The 12,277-nt window shown below is 68.4% G+C and carries 11 protein-coding genes and 1 pseudogene; 7 read left to right on the top strand and 5 right to left on the bottom strand.

What is annotated here, in order from left to right; all coding sequences use genetic code 11:
* Positions 1–18 precede the first annotated feature (18 nt).
* Positions 19–1,077, top strand: coding sequence for an alpha/beta fold hydrolase (locus tag KHC23_RS19615; protein WP_213374965.1), 1,059 nt, complete (start codon positions 19–21; stop codon positions 1,075–1,077).
* Between the two features lie 193 nt (positions 1,078–1,270).
* Here the strand turns inward: KHC23_RS19615 and KHC23_RS19610 are convergent.
* Positions 1,271–3,346 (bottom strand): annotated as a pseudogene (locus KHC23_RS19610) (GH36-type glycosyl hydrolase domain-containing protein); the annotation flags it as partial.
* Between the two features lie 308 nt (positions 3,347–3,654).
* Positions 3,655–3,840 (bottom strand): hypothetical protein, encoded by a 186-nt coding sequence (locus tag KHC23_RS24915; RefSeq protein ID WP_417281791.1) that lies wholly within the window; start codon positions 3,838–3,840, stop codon positions 3,655–3,657.
* Here KHC23_RS24915 and KHC23_RS19605 point away from each other — a divergent pair.
* On the top strand, positions 3,823–4,743 hold the full coding sequence (locus KHC23_RS19605) for an IS481 family transposase (RefSeq protein ID WP_213374964.1): 921 nt from the start codon (positions 3,823–3,825) through the stop codon (positions 4,741–4,743). The genes KHC23_RS24915 and KHC23_RS19605 overlap by 18 nt on opposite strands.
* A gap of 140 nt (positions 4,744–4,883) precedes the next feature.
* Positions 4,884–5,558 (top strand): SH3 domain-containing protein, encoded by a 675-nt coding sequence (locus tag KHC23_RS19600; protein ID WP_213374962.1) that lies wholly within the window; start codon positions 4,884–4,886, stop codon positions 5,556–5,558.
* Between the two features lie 72 nt (positions 5,559–5,630).
* On the opposite strand, the gene KHC23_RS19595 is transcribed toward KHC23_RS19600, so the two are convergent.
* From KHC23_RS19595 to KHC23_RS19585, 3 genes are all read right to left on the bottom strand, one after another.
* Positions 5,631–6,212 (bottom strand): hypothetical protein, encoded by a 582-nt coding sequence (locus tag KHC23_RS19595; protein WP_213374960.1) that lies wholly within the window; start codon positions 6,210–6,212, stop codon positions 5,631–5,633.
* An 84-nt stretch (positions 6,213–6,296) separates the two neighbouring features.
* Positions 6,297–7,616, bottom strand: coding sequence for an ATP-binding protein (locus KHC23_RS19590; protein WP_213374958.1), 1,320 nt, complete (start codon positions 7,614–7,616; stop codon positions 6,297–6,299).
* Positions 7,617–7,627: 11 nt separating this feature from the next.
* On the bottom strand, positions 7,628–8,347 hold the full coding sequence (locus KHC23_RS19585) for a response regulator (protein WP_213374956.1): 720 nt from the start codon (positions 8,345–8,347) through the stop codon (positions 7,628–7,630).
* 260 nt (positions 8,348–8,607) lie between these two features.
* Between KHC23_RS19585 and KHC23_RS19580 the strand changes: the two genes are divergently transcribed.
* Genes KHC23_RS19580 through KHC23_RS19565 form a run of 4 tightly spaced genes read left to right on the top strand, consistent with a single transcriptional unit; the run spans position 8,608 to position 11,999 of the window.
* Complete coding sequence (locus KHC23_RS19580; RefSeq protein WP_213374954.1) at positions 8,608–8,895, top strand: hypothetical protein; 288 nt, start codon at positions 8,608–8,610, stop codon at positions 8,893–8,895.
* Between the two features lie 40 nt (positions 8,896–8,935).
* Complete coding sequence (locus KHC23_RS19575) at positions 8,936–10,138, top strand: efflux RND transporter periplasmic adaptor subunit (RefSeq protein WP_213374952.1); 1,203 nt, start codon at positions 8,936–8,938, stop codon at positions 10,136–10,138.
* Complete coding sequence (locus KHC23_RS19570; protein WP_213374950.1) at positions 10,135–11,298, top strand: ABC transporter permease; 1,164 nt, start codon at positions 10,135–10,137, stop codon at positions 11,296–11,298. The genes KHC23_RS19575 and KHC23_RS19570 overlap by 4 nt, the downstream gene beginning before the upstream one ends.
* The gene (locus tag KHC23_RS19565; protein WP_213374948.1) at positions 11,295–11,999 is read left to right on the top strand and encodes an ABC transporter ATP-binding protein; all 705 of its coding nucleotides are present in this window, start codon (positions 11,295–11,297) and stop codon (positions 11,997–11,999) included. The genes KHC23_RS19570 and KHC23_RS19565 overlap by 4 nt, the downstream gene beginning before the upstream one ends.
* The last annotated feature ends 278 nt before the right edge of the window (positions 12,000–12,277 follow it).

The raw sequence follows: 12,277 nt of genomic DNA, 5'->3' as shown, positions 1-12,277 counted from the left end.
CACGCTGGAGACTCCGATATGACCAACGACATCGACCGGCAGCGGCGCGGCCTCCTCGGCATCACCGCGCTGGGATTGGCGGCTCTCCCCTTCGGTGCCATCCCCGTGGCGGCGGCCCAATCGAGCGCGGGCGAGCCAAGCTCGCCGCCACGGGCCGCCTCCGCACGCGGCGCTCACACCACCTTCTCCGCCCTCAAGCATATCGATGCCGGCGAACTGAAGGTCGCCTACGCCGAAGAGGGGCCGGCCGACGGGCCTCCGGTACTTCTGCTGCATGGCTGGCCCTATGACATTCACGCCTATGTCGATGTCGCCCCTATTCTTGCGGCAGCCGGCTATCGCGTGCTCATTCCCTATCTTCGCGGCTATGGCGGCACGCACTTTCTCGCGGAGAGCACGCCGCGCAATGGCCAGCAGGCCGCGCTCGCCGTCGACGCCATCGCCTTCCTGGACGCGCTCAAGATCGACAAGGCCCTACTCGGCGGTTTCGACTGGGGCGCGCGCACCGTCAACATCCTGGCGGCGCTGTGGCCCGAGCGCTGCAAGGGCATGGTGTCGGTCAGCGGCTATCTGATCGGCAGCCAGGAAGCGAACCGAAACCCGCTGCCGCCCAAGGCGGAACTCGCCTGGTGGTATCAGTATTATTTCGCCACCGAGCGGGGCCTGAAGGGCTATCGCCAGTACACCCATGACTTCGCGCGGCTGATCTGGGAACTGGCCTCGCCGAAATGGGCCTTCGACGACGCCACCTTCCAGCGTTCCGCCGCCGCCTTCGACAATCCCGATCATGTCGCCATCAGCATCGACAATTACCGCTGGCGGCTCGGTCTCGTGCGCGGTGAGGCGAAGTATGACGCGCTGGAACGGAAGCTGGCGACGCTGCCGACCATCGGCGTTCCCACCATCACGATGGAAGGCGACGCCAATGGCGCGCCGCATCCCGATCCGGCCGTCTACGCGAAGAAATTCACCGGCAAATACGCGTTCCGGCTCATCACCGGAGGCATCGGGCACAATCTGCCGCAGGAGGCGCCGGAGGCGTTCGCCAAGGCGATTATCGACGTGGACCGAGCGTAAGGGCAGGCACAGCGCTATGACGCGTGGTGATCTTCCTCCGCCGCTGGGAGGGGCCGCACGCACCGATGACGTGCCCGGGCCGGCGGCTTCGGTTCTGTCACCAACATCAGGTCCCGGGACCGCCGACGACCAAGCGATGCGCCGTGCCGTCCAGCCGCGCGGCAACGTCCGTATGGTCGTCCTCCTCTGGCCCGACCACAATGTCGTAGGGCGTGCCTGCAATCGTCACCCGCGCCTCGAATCCCGGCCGATCCTCGGGAATGCACGGCGATACGATGAGGTACGCGCCTTTCTTCCTGATGCCGAGAATGCCCTCGATGCCGGCGCGGTACATCCAGGCGGCCGAGCCGGTGTACCAGCTCCAGCCGCCGCGCCCGGCATGGGGTGCGACGGAGGTGACGTCCGCTGCCAGCACATAGGGCTCGACCTTGTAGGTGGCGACCTGACACGGTGAGGTGCCGTGGTTTACGGGGTTGAGGAGCGCGAACAGGTCGTGCGCCTTCGCGCGGTCGCCGAGCCTGGCGAAGGCGAGGATCGCCCACATGGCGGCATGGCTGTACTGCCCGCCATTCTCACGCAAGCCCGGTGGGTAACCCTTGATGTAGCCGGGGTCGCGCGATGTGTTCCTGAAGGGCGGCGTGAACAGCAGCGCGATGCCCTCCTCGCGGCGCACCAGATGCCGCTCCAGCGAGGCCATGGCCTGCGTGGCGCGGCTCGCCTCGGCCGCGCCCGACAGCACCGCCCATGATTGGGCGACGGAATCGATGCGGCACTCGTCACTGCCGCTGGTGCCGAGCCACGAGCCGTCATCATAGGTGGCGCGGCGGTACCATTCGCCGTCCCACGCCGCGCGCTCGATCGCCGCGCGCACGGAGGTTGCGTGCGCGCGCCAGCGCGCGATGCGGACGGGATCGCGGGCCTCGGCGAGCGGGGCGAACATCGCGACCGTGCGGATGAACAGCCAGCCGAGCCAGACGCTCTCCCCCTTGCCGCCCTCCCCGACCCGGTTCATGCCGTCGTTCCGGTCGCCGGTGCCCATCAGCGGCAGGCCGTTGGCACCGGTGAGTGCCACGCATTGATCGAACCCGCGCGCGCAGTGCTCGAACAGCGAGGCGCTCTCATGCGCTTGCATCGGCTGGAAGAAGGCGTCGTGCTCCCCGACCTGCAAGTGGCGGTCCCTCGAGGAACGCCACTTGCTCGTCCAGAACCGGCTCATCGCCCGCCGCGGCCAGTCGCTGGAAGTCGGCGGCCTCCTCGGCCGTTACGTCGAGATGGCGGCGTTGCACCTGCGCCTGTGTCCACGCCAGCGTCTCCGCCCGCTCGAACGCGTTGCGGTCATAAGGCTTGTCGACGAGGTTGGGCAGTTCCTCGCGCGAGGAGGCGACCAGCGTCCAGAACGCTACGCGCGCGGTGCGGCCGGCGGGCGCCTTCACGCGGTGGCGCAGCGCGAAGACCGGGTCGAGCACGGTGCCGACCGTGTTGGACAGCGGCGCCCCCTCGCGGATGACCGCCGCCTCGCCCGGCTCGCGGTTGCGGCGGAGAAAGCAGGCACGCTCGGTCTCATACTGCGGCGGATCGAGCATCTCACCCTCGATGACGGCGAAATGCGCGGCCCAGATTTCGGCCTCGTGCGGCGAGTGCAGCCGACGGGTGGCGATCAGCGCGCCGAATTCCGGGCGGTGCTCCGTCTCGACGAACATCTTGGCAAAGGCCGGATGCGCATTGTCGGTCGCGGCCGTCGCCGGAACCAGCTCGGCATAGGAGGTGAGTTCGATCTCGCGCGCCTTCCGCCCGCTATTGGTCAGAGAGACGCGCCGCACCTCGCCATCATCCTCGCCGGAGACCAGCAGATCATGGTGGTGATGAGCGAAGGGCTGCGGTAGATGAACTCGGCGCGGTCCTCGGAGAGCACCACCTCATCATGCTCGGCGGCAACGCCGAAGGGCTGGGCGCCGCCTGACCATAAATCGCCGCTCTGGCTGTCGCGCAGAAAGATGTGCGCGCCTCGCACGTCGCGCGTCGCATCAGCATGCGCTCCTGCAACAGCAATTCACTGGCCTGGATGATCGGCTCGCGGTGGAAGCGCGGGCATCTTTCCACCGTGCAGCACATTGGCGAGGGCGACGATCGTCATGCCCTGGCGATGGGCCATGAAGTTACGGACGATGGCGACGCTGGCATCGTCCGGCCGGCGGGCTGGCGTGAAGTCCAGTGCCTCGTAGAAGCCGTAGCGTCCGTTGGCCCCCATGTCGGCGAGCCGGTCGAAATTCGCCCGCGCCTGGGCACGCCGAGCCCACGCGCATAGCTCCGCTGGCGCGCCACCACCAATCGGTTGGTCTGTTCCAGCAGGCTGCCGGTCGGCGCGCGCATCACCAGCGAGGGCATCAGATACTCGAACGTCGAGCCTGTCCAGGACACCAGCGCGGAACCGCTGCCGGGCGGCGTCGCGGTGCGCCCGAGCCGGAACCAGTGCCGTGTCGGCGCATCGCCCTTGGCGATGGCGAACAGGCTGGCGAGCCGGGCCTCAGAGGCCAGCAGATCGTAGCAGCTCGGGTCGAAACAATTGTCGGGAACGCTTTAGCCGATGGAAAGCAGCTTGCGCTCGGGATCGAGCAGGAAAGCGAAATCCATCGTCAGCGCCACGTCACGCGCGGTCTGGGCGATGGTGCGCCGCCGGTTGCGCAGCGTGTGTTTGATCCCGGGCTTTGATGGTGCGGTCTTTTCGCAGGAGTGAAAGGAGGCACTATGGGCCAGGTTCTTCACGGGAGCGCCACGACGACAGAGGCGGTCCGTCGAGCGATACAGCATAGTCAAGAGAGCCTGAGGGCTCTGGCCAAGCGTTACGGCATCAATCAGAAGACCGTCGCCAAGTGGAAGAGGCGGACCTCGGTTGCCGATCTGCCGACTGGCCCGAGGGAGCCCACATCGACGGTTCTGTCGGTTGAGGAAGAGGCCGTCATCATCGCCTTCCGCCGGCATACGCTGCTGCCGCTCGATGACTGCCTCTATGCCTTGCAGGCGACGATCCCGCGCCTGACACGGTCATCCCTGCATCGTTGCCTTCAGCGCCATGGTATCAGCCGGCTGCCGGAGGTGGAGGGCGACAAGGAGCCGAAGAGGCGGTTCAAGTCCTATCCGATTGGCTTCTTCCATATCGATATCGCCGAGGTGCAGACGGCCGAGGGCAAGCTGTACCTCTATGTCGCCATTGATCGCACGAGCAAATTCGCCTTCGTGCAGGTCGTCAGGAAGACAGGCCGGACCTCGGCCTCGGCCTTCCTCATGGCCCTGATCGAGGCGGTGCCGTACCGGATCCACACCGTTCTGACGGACAACGGCATCCAGTTCACCTTCCCGCCGCGCTATGTCGACGGACCAACGGCTCGCTACATGACCCACATGTTCGACATGCGTTGCCGCGAGAACGGCATCGAGCACCGCCTGACCAAGGTGAAGCACCCCTGGACCAATGGCCAGGTCGAGCAAATGAACCGAACGATCAAGGAGGCGACCGTCAAGCGCTTCCACTATGACGACCATCGCCAGTTCGAGACACATCTTGCCGACTTCGTCGCCGCCTACAATTTCGGCCGGCGCCTGAAGACCCTCAGGGGCCTCACGCCCTACGAGTTCATCTGCAAATGCTGGACTTCAGAGCCTACCTAGGGGTACGGCCACACCGCTCGCGCCACTTTCGCTGTCACAAACTGAAACAGAGGCGAGACACGCGGGCGAGGTCAGGCGCCTATCAAGGTCGGCGGACAAACAGACGCCCGCCTCCGGGCGGCGCGCATCGGGGTTCCGCCATGCTCAGAACGCTTCTCTTCGCTGCCGCGCTCACCGTCGCTACCGTATCGGCGGCCAGCGCCGCGACCACTTCTGTCGCCGTCACCAATGTCAATCTGCGCGCCGGCCCGTCGACGGTCTATCCCGCCGTCACCGTGGTGCCGGCGGGCGCCGCCATCACCACCTTCGGCTGCGTTGCCGGCTATAGCTGGTGCGACATCGGTTTCGGGCCTTATCGCGGCTGGGTGGCGGCAAATTACATCCAGGTCGTCTATCGCGGAGCGCCGGTCGTGCTGACCGCGCCTCTGGCGCCAGCGGTTGGCATCACCGTCGTGTCGTTCAACCGCGCCTATTGGGACCGCTACTATGTCGCCTATCCCTGGTATGGGCGCTGGGCGGGCTATCCGCCCTATGTCGCGCCGCGGGTGACGTCGGCCAGTCGCTCGGTCACCTGTGCGGGTGGCGCCTGCGTCGGCGCCCGCGGCGCCACCGGCGTTTACGGCGGCGCGACGGAACAGACGCGCGTCTGCACCGGCGGGGCGTGCACCTCGACCCGGGTCACCGCCGGTCCGAATGGCGGCGTGGCGGCGCGCACGCGCAACTGCGCCGCCGGGCAGGGCTGCACGACCAATCGCGCGGTCGCCGGCCCCGGGGGCGGTGTGCACACCGGTTCGCGCAGCTTCCAACGCTGGTGATCGGGCGTCACTCGATAAAGAAGGCCGGGAGCCTGCTGCGCTCCCGGCCCCTTTCTTTCCGGCTCGAGATCGTCACAGCGGCATGCCAGCCCCCTCGCCGGCCCGCCAGTCCACGTAGCGGACGATCCGCTCGACCAGCCTCTTCTGCATCTGCCGGGCCATGCCCATCTGCTCAGGCGTCAGTACCGCCTTGAGGTTGGAGACCGCGTCCTGCAGCGCACGGGCCTTCTCTCCCCGTTCTATGGCGGCGCCGGCAATGTCCTGCGCGAGATCGAAGGCCTGCGCCTCGGCCCGCTTCGTCTCGTCCGTCCAGCGGGCGAGCCGGTCGCCCGAGGGCAGGAGGGCGATCAGCGCCGTGGTGTAGCCGCGCCAGGCATCCATCTGGTCGGTCCGGATGCCGAGCGCGGTCTCCTGTGCCGAGAGGAGCAAGCTGGCGATGAGCCGCGCTGCCGCCGGATCGAAGGCCGGCCCCGGCTCGGCTGCGAAGGGCTCCTCGCATGCCCAGGACCCGGCCGCCTCGGCGGGAGCCGCCAGTAATCTGGCAGGGTCCTGAGCCAACGCGCGCGTCGCAACGACGCCCGCCGTGACGAGGGCGAGGACGGCGGCTCCGCCGGCGAGCCGCGCGGACAGGGTGAAGGGGAAGGTCATTCTCATGGCGTCGAGTCCTTTGCCGGTGATGAGGCGGCAAGGGTGAGCGGCCAAGGTATCGCCGCTCGAACCGCGGCATGTCGATTTGTATCAGCCCGCGCGTTCCGCCCGCGGCAGCCGGACCCTGACGGCAAGCCCCCCGCGCGGGCTGGTGTCCAGCTTGATACTCCCGCCGTGCCGCTCGACCAGCCGACGGACGATGGTCAGCCCGAGACCGGTCCCGCCACTGTCGCGGTTGCGTGACGCCTCCAGCCGGTGGAACGGCTCGAAGACGCGCTCGCGCTCCTCAACGGGGATGCCGGGGCCTTCGTCCTCGATCACCAGAACCGCCTGCGTCCCGTCCGTCTCAATGGTGGCGAAGACATGCTTTCCATAGTGCAGAGCATTGCCGACGAGGTTGGCGATGACGCGCCCGAGTGCCTTGTCGCCCATGGCGACCCGAACCGGGCCGTCCGGCAGGTCCAGCGAGATGTCCGCATCGCCCTGCTCGGCCGCGCAGCGGCGCAGCGCGGCGGCAAGGTCGGTTCCGGCGGGCTCCACCGGGATGAAGGAATCCTGCGCGAAGTCCAGCGTGTCCTCGACCAGCGCCTGCATGGCCTCGACATCGGCGATGGCGCCGGCCCGATGGCGGCTCTCGGGCATCATCTCGACGCGCAGGCGCAGGCGGGTGAGATAGGTGCGCAGGTCATGCGAGATCGCGCCGAGCGTCAGGGTGCGGTTGCGCACCAGCGCGGCGATGCGTTTCTGCATGGCGTTCACGGCGCGGATAAGCGTGCGCAGCTCCGGCGCGCCGTGTTCGGGTATCGCGACGGGACCGATGCCTCCGCCCACCCGATCGACCTCTTGGGCGAGACGGGTGATGGGCCGCATCTCGCGCGCGACCGCCATCAGAGCGACAAAGGCGACGACGACGCCGAACAGGCCGGCGAAGAAGCCGATGGGCACCCCGAGCAGCCGGACGGTGACGTGGTCTTTGACGTCGAGCCAGAGATAGCCGCCTGCGGCGAGTTCGACATAGACGCTGAGCGTATCGCCGCTCTCGCTGCGTCCGTCGAGCCGCGCCAAAACCTGACGCCCGTGCACGCCACGCAGCGCCAGCGCCGCCCCGATCGACCGCTCGATTCGGATCAGCCCGTTGGTGCCGCTCAGACCGGCGGGCAGGCCAGGAATAATAGCGGCGGTGCGGCCGTTCTCGCTGAAGGCTTCGAGCACGGTCGGCCGAAGTCCGGCGGGCACCTCGTCGACCAGCATGACCAGGGACGCAACCTGCCGCGACAGAGAAAGCGAGGCCTCACCAAGCGCCCGGCGCCCCTCGCCGGCGCCGAAATACACGAACAACGCCAGCAACTGGATGGCGAAAAGCGCCACCGCGACGATGAGGATGATGCGGGCGAGCAGGCCGAGACGCATGGCAATCCACCTCAGACCTCGTGCACGTCGGCCGAGAACAGGTAGCCGACATTGCGCACGGTGGTGATCGGTTGCTCGGCCTCGCCGAGGCCGCGGGCCAGCTTGCTGCGCAGCCGCGACACGGTGACGTCGATGGTGCGGTCGAACGGATCGCCGCCGGCGCGCCCGCGTGTCCAGTCGAGCAGCTGGTCGCGCGACAGCACGCGACCGGGCCGTTCGAGGAAACAGGTCAGCAGGTCGAACTCGGCCGTGGTGAGAAGCACACGCTGCCCGCTCTCGTCCGCCACCGTGCGTGCGTCGAGATCGGCGATGAGCCCCGCGAAACGCCGGCGCCGTCGCTCCGGCATGCCGGCGGACAGGGGACCCGACGCACGGCGCAGCAGGGCGCGGATGCGCGCGAGCAATTCGCGCGGGTTGAACGGCTTGCCGAGATAATCGTCGGCGCCGATCTCCAGCCCGACAATGCGGTCGATGTCGTCACGCTTGGCGGTGAGCATGAGGATCGGCACCCGGCTTCTGGTCCTGAGACGCCGGCAGATCGACAGTCCGTCCTCGCCGGGCAGCATGATGTCGAGGATGACGAGATCCGGCATGCCGCGCATCAAAGTGCGGTCCATCAGGGCACCGCTGGCGACCGCCTCGACGTCGTAGCCCTCGCCGCCGAGAAAATCGACGAGCAGGCTGCGGATGTCGCGGTCGTCCTCGACCAGAAGCACTCTCGCGGCTGTCATGGCGATGGCATGACAGGCGTGACGGAGCCGCGCAAGCCGCACCGTCGGTGCCGATACAAACTGCAATAAAAAGCCCCTGCGCCGAGACACCGCCGCAAAACATGACGGCGATCCTACCCATGCCTCGTCGGGCACACCTCCACCCGTTCCCGGCGGCGCGGCAGGCGCGAGCCTGCCACCATGGAGCCCGCCGCGTCCGACCGCCCCCTGGCCGGGCGGGCTCCATGGGCCTGCCCGTTCCCCGTAAAGGAGACGCTATCATGGATCGTGCCTTGCTCTTCCGCGCCGGCCTTGTGCTGGCTCTTGCCACCCTGCTCGGCGGCGCCTTCGCCGGAGGCGCCTCGGCGCAGAACCTCTCGCGCGCGCAGATGCAGGCCATCCGGGCCGCCTGCGAGGCCGATATCCGTTCCACCTGCCCCGGCGTGCAGCCGGGCGGCGGGCGCATCCTCCAATGCATCAAGGCCAATCCCGACAAGATCTCCCAACCCTGCAAGGATGCGCTGGTCGCTGCCAAGGTCACGCCCGCTCAGGCTGCGCCCGCCCAGTGACCGGGCTTGCCCGGCCGCCCTCCCCCCGGATGTCCCTCTCATGAACGTCCAGCCCGGCCTCAACTCGTTCCTGTCGCTTGAGGCCCCGGCTCCGCGCCCGCCGCGCCGCCGCGGGCTCAGAATCGCTGCCGGTGCGGCAGCGATTCTGGCGATCGGGTTCATCGGCCTGCGTTACGCGCTTCCCCGTGCGGTGGAGGGTGAGGTCCTCCGGCCGGGCATGCTGGACGTGGAGATTCAGGGGCCCGGCACGCTGTCGGCCCTGACCGAGGCGAGTGTCGGCAGCCGCATCCAGGCGCGCGTCGAGGAACTCGCTGTCGACCGCAATGACGTGGTCGACAAGGGCCAGACGCTCGCCCGCCTCGCTTTCGACGATCTCGGCGGCGAACTCCACACGGCCGAGGCGAGCGCCCGCGCCGCCCAGCACGCGGTGAGCGCCGCGCAGGCCGAACGCGACCGCGCCGTCGCGACGCTGGACAAGGCGCGCGCGACCCATGAAAGGCAGGTCGCGCTGCTCGCCAAAGGTGTCGCCAGCGAGGCCGGGCTGGAAGACGCGCTCGCCGCCCGCCGCCAGGCCGAGGCCGACCTCGCGCATGCCGGCCGCGGCGTGGAGCAGGCCGAGGCCGAGCACGAGGCCGCGATGGCACGCGTCGCCGTCGCTCGCGCCCAGCTCGACGACAGCGTGTTGCGCGCGCCGATTGCCGGCGTCGTGGTGTCGCGCGCCCACCATGTCGGGGATGTGCTGACCCCCGGCAGCGAAGTGCTGCATCTCGTCGATCCCGCCAGCCTCGTGCTGACCGCCCGGCTGGACGAGAGCGCCATCTCCGCCGTCCTGCCGGGGCAGGCGGCGCGCGTCACCTTCACCCGTGCCAAGGAACCGATTTCCGGCCATGTCCTACGGCTCGGGCGCGAGGTCGACGCGGAGACGAGGGAGTTCGAGATCGACATCTCGCTCGATGCGCTTCCCGCCAATTGGGCGCTCGGCCAGCGGGCCATGGCGCGCATCCTGATCGAGCGGCGCGGCTCCGTGCTGACGGTTCCATCCTCATTCCTCGTCTGGCGCGACGGGCGCCCGGGCGTATGGGTGGCGATGCATGCCCGCGCACGGTGGCAGGAAGTGACGCTGGGCCAGGCCGGTATGGAGCGCGTCGAGATCCGCCACGGCCTTGCCGCCGGCCAGACCATCCTCAAGCCCGGCGATCTCTATCCGTTCATGCGGGTGCGCCTTGTCGGTCCAGCCACATGAACCTGGCGCTGAAGGACACACTGCACGCCCCGACCCGCTTCGTGCTCACCGCGTTTGGCGTGGCTTTCCTCGTCATGGCGGTGATCGGCATGACCGGCCTCTATCGTGGCATAGTCGAGGATGCGCTGCTGATCATCGAGCGGATCGATGCCGATCTCTGGGTCGTGCAGGGTGAGCGCGCCGGCCCCTTCGCCGAGGGGTCGGCGGTGGCGGCCGACATGGATCGGCGGGTGGAGGGGGTGCCGGGCGTCGCAGACGTGCGGCGCTTCGCCCAGTTCAGCCAGCAGTTCAACTTTGGCGGCAGCTGGCGCCGCGCCACCGTGACCGGCGTCGACGTGCCGCGCGACGACGGGCGCTGGCTGCCGCTCGCCGAAGGCCGTTGGCTCGGCGGCAGCCGCTATGAGGCCGTGGCGGACGCCAGCACCGGCCTCAGGGTCGGCGATCGGATAGAACTCGCGCGCGACACCTACAGCATTGTCGGCCTCACCCGGCAGATGGTGGATTCGGCTGGCGACGGGCTGATCTTCGTCGGCATCAACGATGCGAGCGTCATAGCGCGGCGCCGCACCTCGGAAGAAATCCATCTGGCGCGAGCTGCGAGGAGTGGCACCCCCGCCGTCTCCGCCGATGCGAGTTCGGTAGCGCAGGAAAGCAAGATCGCCGCAGTGCTGGTCCGGCTCGACCCCACCGCCGAGGCCGCGCAGGTGATTGCCGCCATGCAGCGCTGGGGCGACGTGCGGGTCATGACGACGGGCGAACAGCGTGATCTGATGCTGAATGCAAGGCTCTGGAAGCTGCGCCTGCAGATCCTTGCATTCACCGGGATGATCCTCGTGATCACTGCCATCGTGGTGTCGCTGATCGTCTATACCATGACCCTCGAGAAGCTGCACGAGATCGCGCTACTCAAGCTGATGGGTGCCCGCGAACGCGTGGTGGTCGGCCTCATCGGCCAGCAGGCCGCGTACATCGGCGCCGCCGGCTATGTCCTCGCCATAGCGCTATCCTGGCTGATCTTTCCGCTCTTCCCGCGCCGGGTGGTGACGATCCCGTCCGATCTCGCGCAGATCGCGCTTGCCCTCGCCCTGGTCTGCGCCGCGGCGGCGTGGGTGGGGATCGCGCGCGCGTCACGGGTCAGCGCGCGGGAGGTGCTGTCGTGAGCGGCGCGCCCGTGCTCTCGGTGCGCGCGCTCACGCGCCACTACGCCACCGGTGCCGGGCTGGTACGCGCGCTCGACGGCGTGTCGCTCGAGGTTGCCGCCGGCGAGCTGATCGGCATCTTCGGGCCAAGCGGCTCGGGCAAGAGCACCTTCCTTATGCTGGCCGGGCTTCTGGAGAATCCGACCTCCGGCGAGGTCTGGCTGGCGGGCGAGAGGGTCTCCCATGCCGGCGCCGACCTCGACGCGCTGCGCGAGATACGCCGCAAACGCATCGGCTTCGTGTTCCAGAAGGCGAATCTGATCCCCTTCCTGTCCGCGGTGGAGAATGTCGCGCTCGGCCTCGAGATCGCCGATGTGAGCCCGCCCGACGCCCGCGCCCATGCCCGCCGGCTGCTCGCCGCACTTGATCTCGCGCACCGCGCCGACAGCCTGCCGGCGAAGCTCTCCGGCGGCGAGCAGCAGCGCGTGGCGGTGGCGCGCGCCCTCGCCAATGCACCACCGCTCATCCTCGCCGACGAGCCCACGGCGGCGCTGGACCGCGTACGCGGCCGTCAGGTGATGGACATCTTCCGCCGTATCGCCGCTGCCCATGGGGCGGCCGTGGTGGTGATCACCCATGATCCGCGCTCGACCGACCTTTTCGACCGCATCGTTCACTTCGAAGACGGGCGGATGTGTGCGGGGACGGTGGAGCGGTACTGATGCTCGACACGCCGTTCGTTGCGCCCAGTGCTGAGACGCCGGCCACGGACTGACCGAGTGGGATAGATAGCAAAACGTCCGTCGTTTCAGCCGATTGGCAGAAAATAGCCGAGATGATGAACGAAACGAACGGCACGGGCGCGAAACCGCATCGACGACGGCAGGCGCGGCGTGCCGCCGAAGTCGGGGTGGAGCCGACTGGCCTGCTGCCGGTTTCGAGGACACCGCGATTGGGTGTTTCATGAAGCCGGAGGTGGCAGATGCAGCGACGGAAGTTT

The organism is Ancylobacter dichloromethanicus (assembly GCF_018390645.1).
Classification (GTDB): Bacteria; Pseudomonadota; Alphaproteobacteria; order Rhizobiales; family Xanthobacteraceae; genus Ancylobacter; species Ancylobacter dichloromethanicus.
The sequence above is the reverse complement of the archived record's forward strand: the minus strand, read 5'-3'. Positions and strand labels throughout refer to the sequence as shown.

Coding starts and splice junctions, on each gene's coding strand:
- KHC23_RS19615 (WP_213374965.1), top strand. CDS start 19: ATGACCAACGACATCGACCGGCAGCGGCGCGGCCTCCTCGGCATCACC.
- KHC23_RS19605 (WP_213374964.1), top strand. CDS start 3,823: ATGGGCCAGGTTCTTCACGGGAGCGCCACGACGACAGAGGCGGTCCGT.
- KHC23_RS19600 (WP_213374962.1), top strand. CDS start 4,884: ATGCTCAGAACGCTTCTCTTCGCTGCCGCGCTCACCGTCGCTACCGTA.
- KHC23_RS19595 (WP_213374960.1), bottom strand. CDS start 6,212: ATGAGAATGACCTTCCCCTTCACCCTGTCCGCGCGGCTCGCCGGCGGA.
- KHC23_RS19590 (WP_213374958.1), bottom strand. CDS start 7,616: ATGCGTCTCGGCCTGCTCGCCCGCATCATCCTCATCGTCGCGGTGGCG.
- KHC23_RS19585 (WP_213374956.1), bottom strand. CDS start 8,347: ATGACAGCCGCGAGAGTGCTTCTGGTCGAGGACGACCGCGACATCCGC.
- KHC23_RS19580 (WP_213374954.1), top strand. CDS start 8,608: ATGGATCGTGCCTTGCTCTTCCGCGCCGGCCTTGTGCTGGCTCTTGCC.
- KHC23_RS19575 (WP_213374952.1), top strand. CDS start 8,936: ATGAACGTCCAGCCCGGCCTCAACTCGTTCCTGTCGCTTGAGGCCCCG.
- KHC23_RS19570 (WP_213374950.1), top strand. CDS start 10,135: ATGAACCTGGCGCTGAAGGACACACTGCACGCCCCGACCCGCTTCGTG.